The organism is Streptomyces nodosus (assembly GCF_008704995.1).
GTDB lineage: Bacteria > Actinomycetota > Actinomycetes > Streptomycetales > Streptomycetaceae > Streptomyces > Streptomyces nodosus.
This window is the reverse complement of the sequence record NZ_CP023747.1, coordinates 1,747,774-1,764,323: the sequence shown is the minus strand read 5'-3', so window position 1 is coordinate 1,764,323 and position 16,550 is coordinate 1,747,774. Positions and strand designations below refer to the sequence as shown.

The 16,550-nt window shown below is 71.7% G+C and carries 15 protein-coding genes and 1 tRNA gene; 10 read left to right on the top strand and 6 right to left on the bottom strand.

What is annotated here, in order from left to right:
• The first annotated feature begins 8 nt into the window (after nt 1-8).
• On the top strand, nt 9-1,139 hold the full coding sequence (locus CP978_RS08030) for a CapA family protein (RefSeq protein ID WP_043438858.1): 1,131 nt from the start codon (nt 9-11) through the stop codon (nt 1,137-1,139).
• An 8-nt stretch (nt 1,140-1,147) separates the two neighbouring features.
• Here CP978_RS08030 and polX read toward each other — a convergent pair whose 3' ends face one another.
• Nucleotides 1,148-2,893 carry a DNA polymerase/3'-5' exonuclease PolX gene (gene polX / locus CP978_RS08025; protein WP_043438856.1) on the bottom strand — a complete coding sequence of 582 codons (1,746 nt, stop codon included), beginning with the start codon at nt 2,891-2,893 and terminating at the stop codon, nt 1,148-1,150.
• Nucleotides 2,894-3,141: 248 nt separating this feature from the next.
• Here polX and CP978_RS08020 point away from each other — a divergent pair, with 248 nt between their 5' ends.
• The gene (locus CP978_RS08020; RefSeq protein WP_043438854.1) at nt 3,142-3,699 is read left to right on the top strand and encodes an aldehyde dehydrogenase family protein; all 558 of its coding nucleotides are present in this window, start codon (nt 3,142-3,144) and stop codon (nt 3,697-3,699) included.
• Nucleotides 3,700-3,866: 167 nt separating this feature from the next.
• Nucleotides 3,867-4,133, top strand: a complete 267-nt coding sequence (locus tag CP978_RS08015; RefSeq protein WP_043438851.1) for a Smr/MutS family protein — start codon at nt 3,867-3,869, stop codon at nt 4,131-4,133.
• A 297-nt stretch (nt 4,134-4,430) separates the two neighbouring features.
• Here the strand turns inward: CP978_RS08015 and CP978_RS08010 are convergent, their stop codons facing one another.
• Entirely contained in the window at nt 4,431-4,790 is a 360-nt protein-coding gene (locus CP978_RS08010) for a zinc ribbon domain-containing protein YjdM (protein WP_043438848.1), read from the bottom strand.
• A 224-nt stretch (nt 4,791-5,014) separates the two neighbouring features.
• A tRNA-Leu gene (locus tag CP978_RS08005) sits at nt 5,015-5,099 on the bottom strand.
• A 185-nt stretch (nt 5,100-5,284) separates the two neighbouring features.
• Here CP978_RS08005 and CP978_RS08000 point away from each other — a divergent pair.
• The 3 genes from CP978_RS08000 to CP978_RS07990 all read left to right on the top strand — a co-directional run bounded on the left by CP978_RS08000 (nt 5,285) and on the right by CP978_RS07990 (nt 8,122).
• Nucleotides 5,285-6,610, top strand: a complete 1,326-nt coding sequence (locus tag CP978_RS08000) for a M20/M25/M40 family metallo-hydrolase (RefSeq protein ID WP_043438845.1) — start codon at nt 5,285-5,287, stop codon at nt 6,608-6,610.
• 187 nt (nt 6,611-6,797) lie between these two features.
• A complete protein-coding gene (chpH, locus tag CP978_RS07995; RefSeq protein WP_043438843.1) occupies nt 6,798-7,031 on the top strand; it encodes a chaplin ChpH in 234 nt (77 codons plus the stop codon).
• Nucleotides 7,032-7,183: 152 nt separating this feature from the next.
• Nucleotides 7,184-8,122 carry a chaplin gene (locus CP978_RS07990; RefSeq protein WP_043438839.1) on the top strand — a complete coding sequence of 313 codons (939 nt, stop codon included), beginning with the start codon at nt 7,184-7,186 and terminating at the stop codon, nt 8,120-8,122.
• A 121-nt stretch (nt 8,123-8,243) separates the two neighbouring features.
• On the opposite strand, the gene CP978_RS07985 is transcribed toward CP978_RS07990, so the two are convergent.
• A complete protein-coding gene (locus CP978_RS07985) occupies nt 8,244-8,432 on the bottom strand; it encodes a DUF5703 family protein (protein ID WP_005485166.1) in 189 nt (62 codons plus the stop codon).
• Nucleotides 8,433-8,479: 47 nt separating this feature from the next.
• Here CP978_RS07985 and CP978_RS07980 point away from each other — a divergent pair, with 47 nt between their 5' ends.
• Nucleotides 8,480-9,172, top strand: coding sequence for a hypothetical protein (locus CP978_RS07980; protein ID WP_043438835.1), 693 nt, complete (start codon nt 8,480-8,482; stop codon nt 9,170-9,172).
• Nucleotides 9,173-9,812: 640 nt separating this feature from the next.
• Here CP978_RS07980 and CP978_RS07975 read toward each other — a convergent pair.
• Together CP978_RS07975 and CP978_RS07970 are read right to left on the bottom strand one after the other, a co-directional pair.
• A complete protein-coding gene (locus tag CP978_RS07975; RefSeq protein ID WP_150478167.1) occupies nt 9,813-12,038 on the bottom strand; it encodes an ATP-dependent DNA helicase in 2,226 nt (741 codons plus the stop codon).
• The gene (locus tag CP978_RS07970) at nt 12,035-13,015 is read right to left on the bottom strand and encodes an aldo/keto reductase (protein WP_043438834.1); all 981 of its coding nucleotides are present in this window, start codon (nt 13,013-13,015) and stop codon (nt 12,035-12,037) included. The genes CP978_RS07975 and CP978_RS07970 overlap by 4 nt, the downstream gene beginning before the upstream one ends.
• Nucleotides 13,016-13,184: 169 nt before the next feature.
• Here CP978_RS07970 and CP978_RS07965 point away from each other — a divergent pair, with 169 nt between their 5' ends.
• The 3 genes from CP978_RS07965 (at nt 13,185) to corA (ending at nt 16,415) form a co-directional block, all read left to right on the top strand.
• Complete coding sequence (locus tag CP978_RS07965; protein ID WP_043438832.1) at nt 13,185-14,240, top strand: LLM class F420-dependent oxidoreductase; 1,056 nt, start codon at nt 13,185-13,187, stop codon at nt 14,238-14,240.
• A gap of 239 nt (nt 14,241-14,479) precedes the next feature.
• Nucleotides 14,480-15,268 carry a ferritin family protein gene (locus CP978_RS07960; protein WP_043438830.1) on the top strand — a complete coding sequence of 263 codons (789 nt, stop codon included), beginning with the start codon at nt 14,480-14,482 and terminating at the stop codon, nt 15,266-15,268.
• Nucleotides 15,269-15,416: 148 nt separating this feature from the next.
• Nucleotides 15,417-16,415 carry a magnesium/cobalt transporter CorA gene (corA, locus tag CP978_RS07955; protein ID WP_043438828.1) on the top strand — a complete coding sequence of 333 codons (999 nt, stop codon included), beginning with the start codon at nt 15,417-15,419 and terminating at the stop codon, nt 16,413-16,415.
• Nucleotides 16,416-16,550 lie beyond the last annotated feature (135 nt).

The following is a 16,550-nucleotide window of genomic DNA, read 5'->3' as shown; positions in this document are numbered from 1 at the left end:
GTGGAAGGGTGCAGGACGGCCTGGTCACCCTGTTCCTCGGCGGTGACGTGATGCTCGGCCGGGGCGTCGACCAGATCCTTCCGCACCCCGGGAACCCGGCGCTGCGGGAGACCTACATCCATGACGCCCGGGCCTATGTCGGCCTGGCCGAGGCGGCGAACGGCCCGATACCCCGGCCGGTCCCCTTCGACTGGCCGTGGGGCGAGGCACCGGCGGTACTGGACGAGGCCGCCCCCGATGTACGGGTGATCAATCTGGAGACCTCCGTCACCGGGGACGGGGAGTTCGCCCCCGGCAAGGGCGTCCACTACCGGATGAGCCCGGCCAATCTGCCGTGCCTGGCCACGATCCGCCCGGACGTCAGCGTCCTGGCCAACAACCATGTCCTCGACTTCGGCCGGAACGGCCTGACGGAGACGCTCGCCGCCCTGGCGGAGGCGGGACTGCGGACCGCGGGGGCGGGCCGCGACGCCCTCGACGCGGGCCGGCCCGCGGCGGTCCCCCTGGACGGGGGCGGCCGGGTGCTGGTGTTCTCCTTCGGGATGCCGTCCAGCGGGATCCCGGAGGACTGGGCCGCCACCGGGGACCGGCCCGGTGTGGAACTCGTCGCGGGACCCTCGGAGGCGGCCGCGGCCGTGTGCGCCGAGCGACTGCGGCAGCTGAGGCGCCCGGGCGACATCGTGGTCGCCTCGGTCCACTGGGGCCCCAACTGGGGCTACGCCGTCTGCCGCGCCGAGGTCCGCTTCGCCCATGCGCTCGTCGACGCGGGCGTGGACATCGTGCACGGGCACTCCTCGCACCACCCGCGCCCGCTGGAGGCGTACCGGGGCCGACTCGTCCTCTACGGCTGCGGCGACCTGATCGACGACTACGAGGGCATCGGCGGCTACGAGCGGTACCGGGACGACCTGCGGCCGCTGTATCTGGTCTCGGTGGAACGGGACACCGGGCGGTTCGCCGGGGTGCGGATCGTTCCCCTCCAGGCACGCCGGATGCGCCTGGAACACGCCACGGCCGACGACACCCGCTGGCTGTGCGCCCAACTCGACCGGCACAGCCGGGACTTCGGCACCCGCGTGGAGCCCGGCCCCGACGGCACCCTCACCCTGCGCTCCCTGCGGTCGTGCCGGCACACCTAGGGCCTTGTTCATCCAGCCGCACCCTTCCTGCTCCTCCCGCCCTTCGACAGGAAGCGGCGCAGGCTGCGCAGCGGCCAGGTGTTGATCACGTCGTCCCGGGTGAGCCAGCCGCGTTGGGCGGTGCCGACGCCGTAGCGCAGATAGCCGAGGTGCAGCACCGAGTGGGCGTCGGTGTCCACGGCGAACTTCACGCCGTGCTCCTTGGCACGCAGGATCTCCTCGTCGCACAGATCGAGCCGGTCGGGCTGGGCGTTGATCTCCAGCGCGGTGCCGGCGCGCGCACAGACGGCGAACACCTCGTCCCAGTCGGCGTCGACCCCGGGCCGTCTGCCGATCAGCCGGGTCGTCGGATGGCCGAGGACATGGACGTACGGGTTCTCGCAGGCCCGCACCAGCCGCCGGGTCATCTCCTTGCGGCCCAGGTCGAAATGGGAGTGCAGGGAGGCCACACAGAGGTCGAAGCCGGCCAGGAACTCGTCGGGCCAGTCCACCTCCCCCTCGGGACCGATGTTGAGCTCGGTCCCGTGCAGCAGCCGCATCCCGTGATGGACGCCGTCCAGCTCCCGCACCCGCTCCCGCTGGGCGAGGATCTTCTCGTCGGTCATCCGCTGCATATACAGACGGGGCGCGTGATCGGTGACCGCGTAGTACGCCAGGCCCCGCTCGGCGGCTGCCGCCACCATCTCCTCCAGCGGGGCGAGCCCGTCGGTGAGATCCGTATGGGTATGGAGATCACCGCGGATGTCCCGCTCGGTCACGATCTCCGGCAGCTCACCGCGCAGCGCCGCCTGGATCTCCCCCCGGTCCTCCCGCAGCGTGGGCGGTATCCAGGGCAGCCCGAGCCGGGCGTACACCTCCTCCTCGCTGCGGGAGGCCAGCGACTGCCTGCTCTCCACCTCGAACAGACCGTACTCGGACAGCTTCAGCCCGTGCCGCACGGCGATGGTGCGGGTGCGGATGTTGTGCGCCTTGGACCCGGTGAAGTACTGGAGTCCGGCACCCCATGACTCCGGCGGCAGGACCCGCAGATCCACCTGGACACCCTTGCCCGTCCGGATCGACGTCTTCTTCGAACCGTGGGCGATCACCTCGGCGGTGGACGGCAGCGCGGCCAGCGCGTCCATGAAGGGGGCGGACCGCCGGGCGGCGACCAGCACATCGATGTCGCCGACGGTCTCCCGCATCCGGCGCAGCGAACCGGCGTAGGCGCAGCGCTTGCAGCCGGTCAACCCGGACAGCTCGGAGACGATCTCCTCCGCGGTCTCCAGGGCCAGATGCAGCGGGATACGGCCGCCCGCCTGCTGCATCAGCGTGATGCCGTGCAGGATGTTCTCCTGCGTCCTGGGGCCGAAACCCTTCAGATCGTGCAGGGCGTCCGCCTCGATGGCGGCGGCCAGCTCGTTCACCGAGGAGATGTGCAGGTCCTGATAGAGCCGCAGGGCCTTCTTGGGGCCGAGCGTGGGGATCGCGATCAGCTCCCGCACCCCGGCGGGGATGTTCGCCCGGCGCTCCTCGACCGCCGCGACGGTGCCGGTGTGCAGATATTCGAGCACCTTGTCGGCGATCGACCGGCCCACATTCGGGATGTCCCGCAGACCCTCGGCGTCCAGCCGGGAGACATCGGCGGGATGACCGCCGATCGCGCGCGCGGCCTTCTCATAGGCGCGCGCCTTGAAGGCGTCGCCTCCCGTGATGGCGATGAGGTCCGCGTACTCCTGGAGGAGCGCCTCGACCTCGTCGTTGGCCCGGGCCACACCCCAAGTCTAGAAACGGCCCCGCCGCCCAGGCCAACCGAGCGCCGTTCTGAGCGGACCGACGGCTGCTGCGTCCGTCAAATGACGCATGTGCGGCCTCCTCGTGGCGTGATCCCATGCAGCCATGAGTCAGCTGCGCCGAGGCGACAAGCTCGCCGGCGAGGTGATGCCGACCCCGCAGCGCGAGCTCGCGCTCGTCACACGGGAGCCGCTCGGAGTCCGGCGTATGCGTCCGGCGTCTCGCGCGGTTGCGCGAGACGCCGGACGTGCGGGTCGTCGGCGCCGGCTCTGCCGGTGCGCTGGATGCTCCCGCCCCGCAGGTGGTCGAAGCCTCCGGCGAGGTCTTCGACCGTCCGGGCTCGCCGCTGCGTGACGATGTCTTCGGCGCTGCCGGCGTGATCGTCCGCTACCGCTCGACCGACGAACTCCTGCCGCGCATCGAGCGGCTCGAGGGCCGGCTCACCGCCACCGTCCACGCGACCGACGCGGACCACGACGCGGCCCGCCGCCTGCTGCCCCTGCTGGAGACCAAGGCCGGCCGGGTCCTCTGCAACGGCTGGCCGACCGGCGTTGAGGTCGGCCATGCGATGGTGCACGGCGGATCCTTCCCCGCGACCAGCGACCCCCGCTCGACCTCGGTCGGCAGCCTCGCGATCGAACGCTTCCAGCGCCCGGTCTGCTACCAGGACGTCCCCGACGCCCTGCTGCCTCAGCCGGCGCAGCGGGCCAACCCGTGGGCGCTGCCGCGCCATGTCGACGGTGTACCGACAGTGCCGGGGGAGACGGCTTGTCGAGGTCCTCTGTAGCCTCCTCCGCATCACCGTCACGTACGACAAAACAACAAGGACCGCGACCGTCAGGTCGAGGCCGTTGTCTGCGTATCGTTATGAGCGAGCGTCCGAGGGGTGAGTTGACGGCTGACGATACGGTCGCCGTCGCGCAAGGAGGGCTCTGGTGAACGAGGAGTTGTTGCGTGCTCAGTCTGGATTTGCATCCGATCTTCCGGAACAACCGCGACATCGAACTCGCCCTGCGCCAGTTCCTCTTCGCGGCCGCCCACTCCGGGGATCCGGTCGCCGAAATCATCCCGGGGAAGGGGTCGGGACAACTGCACGGACGCGTCCTGGCGTTCCTCGACCAGAAGCACATCAGGAAGCTGTACGTGCGCCGGGAGACCGATCCGGGCAACACCGGCCGCGTGCTCGTGTACTTCGACGGAGGGCCGTCCCGCAACGGCTGATCTTGGTGTCATGATCTTGCCACGCCTGGTCCGATCACGTCGTCGGAACCATCCCGGGCAGCCCCGTTCATCGGCCTGAACCCACGGCACCGGATCCTGCTCGTAGCGGCTTACCACCCGTACGAACACCGTGCCGATCGTCGACGGTACCCCAGTGCCCATGCGGGACGGCGGCCACAGGAGCACCGGGAAGGCAGCTGTCTGCCTCCCCGGCTCGGAGAACGCTCAGTCGATACAGAATTCGTTGCCCTCGATGTCTGGCATCGGGATGCGCGAAATTTTGCACGGGTCGGTGGATCAGGCTTTCTTCACCACGCTCGACTTCAGCTGCATCGCCCCGAACCCGTCGACCTTGCAGTCGATGTCATGCCCGTCGATCCCGTCGACCAGCCGGATGCTGCGCACCTTGGTCCCGGCCTTGATCCCCGACGGGCTGCCCTTGACCTTCAGTGCCTTCACGACCACCACGGAGTCGCCGTCCTGCAGCACATTGCCGACGGAGTCCCTGACGACACGCGCTCCGGCGGGGTCGCCGCCTTCGGCACCGGTCTCGGCAGGCACCCATTCATGGCCGCACTCGGGACACACCACCAGGGCGTTCATCTCGTAGGTGTACTCACACGAGCACTTCGGGCAGGGAGGAAGATTCTCGATCACGCCGTCAGCGTATCCGGCCCCACGCCTCGGACCTTGTGGGGCTCGTGACGTTATCGCCGCAGGTCAGGTCCACTCCGTGGGCGTGCAGTTCCTCGGGCCACGCCGCCGCCCCAGACAAGAAGGGTCCGCTCCACGAAGCCCTGGGCATCACTATCAGTTACGAACACGCAACGAGGACCGCGACCGTAAGGTCGAGGTCCTCGTTGCCGTATCGTCATTCGTTGTGTCCGAGGGGGGACTTGAACCCCCACGCCCGATAAAGGGCACTAGCACCTCAAGCTAGCGCGTCTGCCATTCCGCCACCCGGACAGGGTGTCTGTCGTGCGGGTTCTCCCCGCCGCGACGAAGGAAACACTACCAGGCTTTCGGGGGCGTTCGATCACGCCCTGTTCCGGTGTGAACGGGGCGTGACGTGCTGTGCACCCCCTTGGGGAGCGGTGGGGGTCGGAGGGAGGATGAGGGGGACCACCAGCAGTGAACCGGGAGGAAGCAGCGTGACCGAGACGGGCACGACCAGGGGCGTCACCGGCGAGGACGAGGTCGTGGACCTCTGCCGTGAGCTGATCCGGATCGACACCAGCAACTACGGCGACCACTCCGGACCCGGTGAGCGGACGGCCGCCGAGTATGTCGCCGAGAAGCTCGCCGAAGTGGGGCTCGAGCCGCAGATCTTCGAGTCGCACCGGGGGCGGGCCTCCACCGTGGCCCGTATAGAGGGTGAGGACCCCTCGCGGCCGGCGCTGCTGATCCACGGCCACACCGATGTCGTCCCGGCCAACGCGGGGGACTGGACGCACCATCCGTTCTCCGGGGAGATCGCCGACGGATGCGTGTGGGGGCGCGGCGCGGTCGACATGAAGGACATGGACGCCATGACCCTGGCGGTCGTCCGTGACCGGCTGCGCAGCGGGCGCAGGCCGCCGCGCGACATCGTCCTCGCCTTCCTCGCGGACGAGGAGGCCGGCGGCACCTACGGCGCCCGCCACCTCGTCGACAAGCATCCCGAGCTCTTCGAGGGCGTCACCGAGGCGATCAGCGAGGTGGGCGGATTCTCGTTCACCGTGAACGAGCAGCGGCGGCTGTATCTGATCCAGACGGCCGAGAAGGGCATGCACTGGATGAAGCTGACCGTGGCCGGCACGGCGGGCCACGGGTCGATGATCCACCGGGACAACGCGATCACCGAGCTCTCCGAGGCCGTCGCGCGGCTCGGGCGGCACCGGTTCCCGGTGCGGGTCACCAAGACCACGCGCGCCTTCCTCGACGAGCTCGGCGACGCGCTCGGCACCGAGCTGGACCCGGAGGACATGGAGGCGACCCTGGCCACGCTCGGGGGCATCGCCAAACTCATCGGCGCGACCCTGAGCAACACCGCCAACCCCACGCAGCTGAACGCCGGTTACAAGGTGAACGTCATCCCCTCGGAGGCGACGGCCTATGTCGACGGGCGTTTCCTGCCCGGCTTCGAGGAGGAGTTCCTGGCCGACCTGGACCGGATCCTCGGCCCCCGGGTGCGGCGCGAGGACGTGCACGCGGACAAGGCCGTCGAGACGACCTTCGACGGGGCGCTGGTGGAGGCGATGCAGTCCGCGCTCCGGGCCGAGGACCCGGCCGCCAAGGCCATCCCCTACATGCTCTCCGGCGGGACGGACGCCAAGTCCTTCGACGACCTGGGGATCAGGGGCTTCGGCTTCGCGCCGCTGAAGCTTCCCCCGGAGCTGGACTTCGCGGGCATGTTCCACGGCGTCGACGAGCGGGTTCCGGTGGACGCGCTCCGGTTCGGGGTGCGGGTCCTGGACCGGTTCATCGACGCGTCCTGACCGGCCGCCCGACGCTCCGCGGTCCGTCCCGGTGCCCACGCCGAGACGAGCCCGCGCTATTCGCCTGTACGTACGGGAAACTGCTGGAAAGGGTGAAGGCGACCATAAGCTCGTAGCTCCATTACTCCCTCCTCGTTACACGGGGTGCGGTCCGAGGCTTGGACCGCATTGCCAACGAGGAGGAATGATGATCAAGAAGGTCGTCGCTGCTGCGGCTGCCACCGGTGGACTGGTTCTCGCGGGTGCGGGTCTGGCTGCCGCCGACTCGGGCGCCCAGGGTGCCGCCGTGCACTCCCCGGGAGTTCTGTCCGGCAATGTCGTCCAGGTCCCGGTGCACGTCCCGGTGAACGTCTGCGGCAACACGATCTCGGTGATCGGGCTGCTGAACCCCGCCTTCGGCAACACCTGCGTCAACAGCTGACGTTGTGCCTCATCCCATGAGGGTCTGAGTCCGCCGGCCTCGGAGTGCGTGACCTGCGCTCCGGGGCCGAGCGGTTGCTCCGCGTCCGTGACACATCGCGTGCGGACGCGTTCTAGAAGGTCCACAACAAGGTCGAAGACAGGGAAACAGCAATGCGACAGGCTACCCGCAAGGGCCTGATGACCGTGGCGGCCGCGACCGGTGTCCTCGCCGTCACCGGCGGCTATGCGCACGCCGACTCGAGCGCCCAGGGAGCGGCCAGCGGCTCGCCAGGCGTGCTGTCCGGCAACTCGGTGCAGGTGCCCGTACACATCCCGGTGAATGTGTGCGGCAACACCGTGAATGTGATCGGAGTGCTCAACCCGGCGGCAGGCAACGCCTGCGGCAACACGGGCGGTGACCACACCGGCGGCGGTTCGCACACCGGCAGGGGCGCGCACGCCGGCGGCCGCACCGGTGGCTCGCCCGGCGTCGGCTCCGGCAACCATGTGCAGGTGCCGGTGGACGTCCCGGTGAACCTCTGCGGCAACTCGGTGGATGTGATCGGTCTCGGCGACGGCGCGACCGGCAACGACTGCTCCGGCGCCCCGCACGGCGGCCACCGGGTGACCCCGCCGCACAGGGGCCACGGGGTGACCCCTCCGCACGGTGGACACCGCGTGACCCCGCCCCACTGCGACTGCGGTCACCACTCGACGCCTCCCGGTGGCTGGGACGACACCACCCCGCCCGGTGGCTGGCACCACACGACGCCCCCCGGCGGCTGGGACGACACGACCCCGCCCGGCGGCTGGGACGACACGACCCCGCCCGGCGGCGACACGACGCCTCCCGGTGGTGGCGGCAGTGAGACGCCCGCGAACCCGGGACAGCCTGCTCAGCCGAGCCACCCCGGCACGCCCCAGCAGCCGACGGCCGACACCCCCCGGCAGATCAGCCACTCCGGGACGCAGTCCGTCACCCCGACCGTGGACGCCCCGCAGCTCGCCCACACCGGCAGTGAGCTGCCGCTCGGCGTGCTGGCGTCGGTGAGCGCGGGCACGCTGCTCGGGGGCGCACTGCTCTACCGGCGGGCGCGCGTGAGCAGGTAACCACGGTCGGACACCCCATACGCCTCCCAGGGGCGGATGTGGCGCAAGTGTCCCGTGTGGTCGGTGAAACGGATCGGGCCCCCTTGCCGATGGGGGCCCGATCCGTTTCAGCCGTCTTCGCTTACCATGTGGCGCGCACCTGGCGGATGATCCGCCGACGCAACCGCACCCTGCGGCTGCCGTCACGCAGGAGACTCAGGCGGTCCAACTCCCAGTGTCCGTACTCGGCATGGTCCGTGAGCAGGCGTGTGGCGTCCTTGCGGGAGACCCCGCGAGGTACATACACATCGACAAATTCGTATTCCGGCATCGCATCTATTGTGCGGGCTGGTGCCCGGTACGGATAGCGTCTGCACTATGTCTGATGCTGCGCAGCCCACAGCTGCCGAGGTACGCGCCGCCGCCGAGGCGGTCAAGACCGCGCTCGACCGCCATCTGGCCGCGGTGGAGCGCAGGACGGGCGAGGACGACCCGGCCGTCTACGAGGCGTTCAACGAGCTGGCCGCGGCGGCCGAGGAGTACGACGAACTGCTGTATGACCGCTATGACGAGGTCACTCCCTTCGAGATCCCCGGTGCGGAGGAGTCGCTGCCGCCGTACCTGGGACCCGAGGAACCGAACGCCCTCAGCGTGCTGATCCGCCGGGACTACGCGGTGGCGGAGCCCCAGCGGCTGCTGGCGCAGGCACAGCGGGTGGAGGCCGCGGACGAGGAGCTCGCAGCCGGCTCCTCGGCCGACACCGTGCACGGGGCGCTGGGCGTGCTCTTCGGCGAGTTCGAACCGGACGAGATCGCCTCCAGGCACACGGAGTTCGGCCTGGAGGAGGGCGACTCCACACTGTGGGTGACGGCCGCGGACGAACCGGCGGAGCCGGGCGAATGGCTGGAGGCGCCCTTCGAGCAGGTCGATCCCCAGCGGGTCGTCTGCCGCTTCGACGTCAGCGCGGTCTTCGACGACGAGCCGGACGACGACGGCCTCGAGGACGACGACTTCGAGCCCGGCCCGGAGCTGGAGGACGACGACCTGGAACCACTGGACGCGGACCGCTAGCCCACGACCGTCCGCGCAAGGGCTGCCCCGCCCCGCCGGGGCACGTACGACCGGGACGCGGACCGATGGACGCCGGATCGGCGGGCGCCGCTGGATCGGCGGACACCGGACCGCCGACGACGACCGGTTCGAACCGCGCCGCGTCGCCCGCCTGGGGCTTGTCCCCGCTCGGGTCCTGTGCCCGCCGGGTTCGGTGTCCGGCGGGGCGTGTATGGCCGGGACGCGGATCGTTGGACGGCAGGCTGTCGACGGCTACCGGTCCGGACCGCGCCCGTCGCACGCCCCGGACCTGTCCCCGCCTGGGTCCTGTGTCCGCCGGGTTGGGTGTCCGGCAGGGCGCGTATGACCGGGACGCGGACCGTCGGACGCCGGATCGGTGGACGACGCTGGATCGGTGGACGCCGGACCGCCGACGGCGACCGCTCCGAACCGTGCCCGTCGCCCGCCCGGGTCCTGTCCCCGCCCGGAACCTGTGCCCGGCGGCTCCCGTGCCCGGCAGGCCCCGGGCTCGGCGAGGCGGCAAGGCCCCGTGCCCGATGTGGCGTCAGGGGCTGGGGCTGCCGCTTGCGGCTTCTGCTTCGAGGGCTCGTCGGAAAGGCGCCGCGCGGCCCTAGGGCGGGGCGGCGTCTCCCCCACGGGATCAAGAGCTCGCACCCCCTGGCGCCGGGAACTGCGTGCTCAGCAGGACGGGCAGACGGGTGGTCCGGGGCTTGGCCGGGATCTCGGCCACGGCCCGGGGCAACGCCTGCTCCACCCCGTGCACCACGGACAGATGGCGGTCCGCGAGCCCGAAGGCCGTGTACACCCAGGGGCGGGTGAGCGACTGCGCCGCGTCACCGGGCAGCACCACGACCACCGCGGGCCACCGCTGCCCCACCGCCTGGTGCGCGGTCAGCGCCCATCCGTGCCGTAGGGACCGCTCCACCTGCTCCTTCGGCACCACGAGGGGCTCTCCCGCGCAGTCCAGGTGCAGCCCCTCGGCGTCCGCCCGCACCACCTGCCCCGGCAGCGTACGGCCCGGGGCGGGGGAGTAGGCGATCCGGTCGCCGGGGTCGAAGCCCCCGAAGCGGCCGGGACCGGGATTGAGCCGCTCCTTGAGCGCCGCGTTCAGCGCGCGGGTCCCCGCCGCGCCACCGTGGCCCGGCGTGATCACCTGCGTCTGCTCGGGGGGCACCCCGATCGCCCGGGGCACCGAGTCCGCGACCAGCTGCACCGTGCGGTGCACCGCCTCCGCGGCCTCCCGTACCGGCACGATCACGACCTCCTTGCCGGGCGCCTCGACCTGGGGGAGCTCACCGACGCCGGTCGCGGAGACCAGCTCGCCGATCGGACCGGGGTCGGGGGTCCGCGAGGCGATCTGGGGGCAGACCCGGGCGGTGAGCAGATCGGCGAACACCCGCCCGGGACCCACCGACCACAGCACCCCCGGGTCGCCGCTCAGCACCAGCCGGGCACCGTCCGGCAGCGACTCGACCAGCAGCGCCGCAGTCTCCACGTCCAGCCGGGGCGCGTCCAGCACGATCAGCAGATCCAGGTCCAGGGTGCCGTCCGCGTCCCGGCCCGGGCCCTCGGCGCCGGACAGCAGGCCCGCCACCGTGGCCACCGACGGGGGCGCCCCCTGGGCGGAGGCGCCCGACGGGTCGAGGCGGCCGAGCAGCGCGGCGAACGCGTCCCGCCCGGCCGGGCTGTGCGGCGCGGCCCAGGCGCGCAGCCCGAGCCCGCGCGCCCCGGAGACCAGGGCCGCCGTCTCGGCGTGCGCGGCCTGCCCGCCGGTGTGCAGCACCAGACCGTGGGCCGCCACCGCACGGATCAGCTCCCCGCCCGAGCCGGGCAGCGACCGGGCCGCCCGCTCCCACTCCTCGGCCGGACCGCCCTCCTTCGGCACCGAGCCGATCAGCCGCGCCAGTCCGTCGGCGAGGCTCTCCTCCGCGAGCGCGTACCGCTCGAGGCCGATCAGCACACGGACCGGCCGGCTCTCCTCCTCGTCCTCCTCACCCCCCGGCGCGGAGGGCTCGAGGGCGTCCTGGAAGACCAGCACCTCGCCCTCGGCGATGGCGCTCCGCACGGCCGCGTCGGGATCCGGCACCGAGTGCTGGGCGAGCGCGGCCTCGACGGCCGGGACCTCCAGCGCGGTGTGCCCGGCCAGGGCCGCCTGCTCCAGCAGCCAGACGGTGGTCGCGCGGGCCCGCCGCTCGTCGTCCGGGCCGCACTGCGGTCCGAGCAGCGCCCGGGCGAAACCGTCCGCCTGATCGGGCCGCACCCCGGTGATCCGCAACAGCTGCCAGGGGTCGTCCCGCAGCCGTGCGTCCGCTCCCTCGCCGAGGGCCGCGGCGACCCGGGGCGCGAGGGAGCCGGGGGCGCCGCCCTCGGCCAGCACCGCACCCACCGCCTCGACCACCTCCGCGGCGGGGGCCGCCGGGGCCGCCATCGGCTCGGCGGGCCGGGCGGGCCGCACCGGCTCGGCGGCGGCGCGGCGCGGGGCGGGCGCCGGTTCGCTGAAGGCGCTCGGCACCGGCCGGTCGCCGCTCTCCACGGCCCGCACCGCGGCGAGCAGATCGGCGGCCGGTCCGCTGAGCCTCCCGCCGGCCTGGATCGGCCCCTTCCGCTCGGCCTTGCGCCGCTCGATCCGCTCCCGTTCGATCCGCTGGGCGGCCAGCTCCGCCTGGGCCTCGGTCTGCTGGGGATCGCCGCCGTCACCGGACCGCTCACCGCTGTCCCCGCCGGTGCCGGGGTGCGCCGCCGACTCCTCGCCCGAGTCGCCCTCGCCGCCCGGAACCACCGATTCCGCGGTTCCGTCCGTGCCGGTCCCGGCCTCCGGCTCCTCCGGCCGGCCGGCCGTCCCCGTGCTCTCCGGGTCCGTGGTCACAGCGTGCTCCAGTCATGATCGGGATAGCGGTGCACCGGGGCCGACACATCGTCCAGCGCCCGGCAGATCTCGTCAGGAAGACTAAGGGCCTCCACCGACAACGCCGCGGTGAGCTGCTGCACGGTGCGCGCGCCGACGATCGGGGCCACCACCCCCGGCCGGTCGCGGACCCAGGCCAGCGCCACCTGGAGCGGAGTGGTCGCGAGCCCGTCGGCGGCGGTCTGCACCGCGTCGACGATGCCGTTCGCGGTGTCGTCCAGATAGGGCGCGACGAACAGGGCCATGTGATCCGATCCCCCACGGGAGTCGGCCGGTGTCGCCTGGCGGTACTTGCCGGTGAGCACCCCGCGGCCCAGCGGCGAGGACGGCAGCAGACCGACCCCCAGGTCCAGCGCCGCGGGCAGCACCTCCCGCTCCACGCCCCGCTGCAACAGCGAGTACTCCATCTGGGTACTGGCGATTCGGGTCCGGATGCCCGGCGCCGCGAGCTGCCAGGTCGCCGCCTTCGCGAACTGCCAGCCGCAGAAGTTGGACACGCCCGCATACCGCGCGCGCCCGCTGGCGACCGCCAGGTCGAGTGCCTGAAGGGTCTCCTCCAGCGGGGTGTGGGGGTCGAAGGCATGGAGGTGCCACAGATCGACATAGTCCGTGCCGAGACGGGCGAGCGACCCGTCGAGCGCGGCGAGCAGATGACCGCGGGAACCGTCGAAGCGGCGGTCGGGGTCCGGCACGCTTCCCGCCTTCGTCGAGACGACCAGGTCACGGCGCGCGACCCGGTCCAGAAGCCGCCCGAGCACATGCTCGGCCTTCCCGTCCCCATAGACGTCCGCCGTGTCGACGAGGGTCCCGCCCGCTTCCCAGAACACCTTCAACTGCTCCGCGGCGTCGTGCTCGTCCGTGTCGCGCCCCCAGGTCAGGGTGCCGAGTCCGATCCGGGACACACGAAGGCCGGTACGGCCGAGATGCCTCTGCTCCATGAGCGCCGACATTACGGCCTGAGCAGGGCCCGTGGGGTGCCTGTGGACAACCGATTCCCCATGAGTCGCCCTCCCATGCACCGCCCGGTGAGCTGCCCTCCCGTCCCCGGCCGCCACCGCGCTATGGTCTGCGGAAAGAGACGTTACTGACGGGTAAGGGGAATGGGTCATGCAGCTCGGGATCAATCTCGGCTACTGGGGCGCCGGAATGGACGCGGACAACCTTGCCGTGGCCCAGGAGGCCGACCGGCTCGGGTACGCGGTGTGCTGGGCCGCCGAGGCATACGGCTCGGACGCGGCCACCGTGCTCTCCTGGGTCGCCTCCCGGACCGAACGCATCGACGTCGGCTCCGCCATCTTCCAGATCCCGGCCCGCCAGCCGGCGATGACCGCGATGACCGCCGCCACCCTCGACTCGCTCTCCGGCGGCCGCTTCCGCCTCGGCCTGGGCGTCTCCGGGCCGCAGGTCTCCGAGGGCTGGTACGGCGTCAAGTTCGACAAGCCGCTGGCCCGCACCCGGGAGTACGTGGAGATCGTACGGAAGGCGATGAGCCGTGAGCGGCTGTCGCACGAGGGCGAGCACTGGACCCTCCCGCTGCCCGGCGGCCCCGGCAAGCCGCTGCGGCTGACCGTGCACCCCGAGCGCGAGCACATCCCGCTGTACATCGCCGCGATCGGCCCCAAGAACCTGGAACAGACCGGTGAGATCGCCGACGGGGCCCTGCTCATCTTCCCCTCGGCCGAGCACCTCGAGGAGACCGCGGTCAGTCATCTGCGAGCGGGGCGGGAGAAGGCCGGCAAGACCCTCGACGGCTTCGACATCTGTCCCACGCTCCCGCTCGCGCTCGGCGAGGACAAGGACGTGGCCGCGCTGGCCGACACCTTCCGCCCCTACACCGCCCTGTACGTCGGCGGCATGGGCAGCCGGAAGCAGAACTTCTACAACCGGCTCGCCGGGCGCATGGGATACGAGAAGGAGGCCGCCGAGATCCAGGACAAGTATCTGTCCGGCGACAAGCAGGGCGCCGCGGCGGCCGTCCCGCACGAGCTGATCGACCGGACCACCCTGCTGGGCTCCGTGGACCGCATCGCCGACCGGATGAAGGCCTATGCCGCGGCCGGCGTCACCACCCTCACCCTCGCGCCAGCGGGCTTCACCTTGGAGGAGCGGATCGCCTCGCTCCGGGCCGGCTCGGAGGCCCTGGAGCGGGCCGGACTGGCCTGACCGGACAGGAGCGGCCCGCCCGGCGGGCGACGAAAGCTCACTACGGCCGTGGTGGGGGCTCGGGGGTCTTCCCCGCCACGGCCGTCACGGGGAACAACGCGCCGGGCCCCACAAGGGTTACGCGCCGGCCCGAACGGGGACGTCCTCCGTTCGGCGGAGCGGCCCGGCACAGCTGTTGCAGCACCCCGGGGGCGCCCTTTGACTCGTTCTCTGTGGAGTCCTGCAGAGAGGTGCCCACGATGCTGTCGGCCAGAGGCCTGTTCCAGGAGATCCTCGACAACGACGAGTCCTTCCGGCTGTTCTGCTCCATCGCGGCCAGCGGGGAAGCGCAGGGCGGCTGGGAGAACGGGCGGATCGCCGCGCTCGTCCCGGAGAGCGAGCGCGCCCTCGCCCCGAAGATCGCCCGCCATGGCGCGGACGAGGACAAGCACGGGCGGATCTTCGAGGCACTGATGCGGAAGCGTGGTCTGAAACCCGCCCCGGTCCCCGCCGAGACCGACTACACCATGCTCCTGGAACGCCGGGGCATCGGCCTGGCCCACGCGAAACTCAGGTCCGACCAGCCGCTCGCCGTACGGGACGTCGTGACCTATCTGGCACACAGCAGGGTCACCGAACAGCGCGCCGCCGAACAGATGCTGATGCTCCGCAGACGCTTCGCGGACCACCCGGAGATCGGCCGGGCGGTCCGTATGATCTCCGTCGACGAGGAGAACCACCTCGCCTACTGCCACGAGGAACTGCTGCGCTTCACGGCCTCGGGACACGGCCGGTTCATCCGGCGGACGCTGCGCGAGTGCGCGTTCGCCGAGATCCGCGTCCACCGTGACGTCAGCCTCGCGGTCATGGCCCGTATGGGGCGCATCCTCGGCTGGTCCGAGGCCAGGTCGAAGGCGCTCGCGGCGGGCATCCGCGCGGTGTACGCCTATGAGCGGCTGGCGGGCTGGCGGCGGATGACCACCCTGAGGATGCCGGAGCGGCGCGACGCACTCGGAGGTCCCCCCGCCCCGGCGGCCGAGTTCGCCTGAACCGGCCCCCGGCGGTGGTCACCGGCCATGCACTTCGGGCGGGCGCCGAAGGACCGGCGGGCGCCGAAGGACCGGCGGGCGACGAAGAACCGACGGCACGGAAGACCCGGGGTGACATGGAGGGCCTCCGGGCGGGAAAATACGCTGCGTGATCATCGACTGCGCCATTTACCGCGACGGGCGGCGCACGGCGGGTCCCGAGGACCTCTCCGACGCCCTGGCCGAGGCGCGCGCCTCGTCGGACGCGTTCCTGTGGATCGGTCTGCACGAGCCGACCAGGGACGAGTTCGGCCGGGTCACCGAGGAGTTCGGGCTCCATCCGCTGGCCGTCGAGGACGCCCTGAAGGCGCACCAGCGGCCCAAGCTGGAGGTGTACAACGACTCCCTGTTCGTGGTCCTCAAACCGGTGTCGTACGAGCCGCACAGCGACACCGTCTCCACCGGAGAACTGATGATATTCCTCGGTGACTCCTTCGTGGTCACCGTGCGCCATGGCTCGGATGTGCCGCTCGGGCCCGTCCGGAGCCACCTCGAGGAACAGCCGGAGACGCTGCGCCACGGCCCGACGGGGGTGCTCTACTCGGTCGCGGACTCGGTCGTCGACCACTACCTCGATGTCGCCACCGAACTCCAGACGGACCTGGAGGAGCTGGAGGCGGAGGTCTTCTCGCCCTCCGGCGGCGGGTCGCGGCACACGGCCTCCCGGATCTACAGCTTCAAGCGGCAGGTCCTGGAGTTCCGGCGGGCGACCGGCCCGCTGGCGGCGCCCCTGGCCCGGCTGGCGGGACAGGGGACGTACGGGGCGACGGTGCCGTTCGTCCAGGAGCGCTCGCGCCCCTTCTTCCGTGATGTCACCGACCATCTGGCCCGGGTGAACGAGTCCGTGGAGGCCCTGGACCGGCTGGTCTCGGACATCCTGTCCGCGCATCTGGCGCAGATGAGCGTGCGGCAGAACGACGACATGCGGAAGATCTCGGCCTGGGCGGCGATGGCCGCGGTCCCCACCATGATCGCGGGAATCTACGGGATGAACTTCGCCCACATGCCGGAGCTGCACTGGCTCTGGTCGTACCCCGTGGTGATCGTGGTGATGGCGATGCTGGAGGTCCTGCTGTACCGGCTGTTCAAGCGGCGGGGCTGGATGTAGGCCCCGGACCGGCCGCCGCCCCGGCCCACGCGCCGCCCCGGCCCACGCGCAGCCCCGGTCGGCGAGCGTCGTCCCGCATCGTCCGGGAGATCCGCGCACCGGCCCTGTGACCTGCCCCACCCCGGCCCCGGCCGG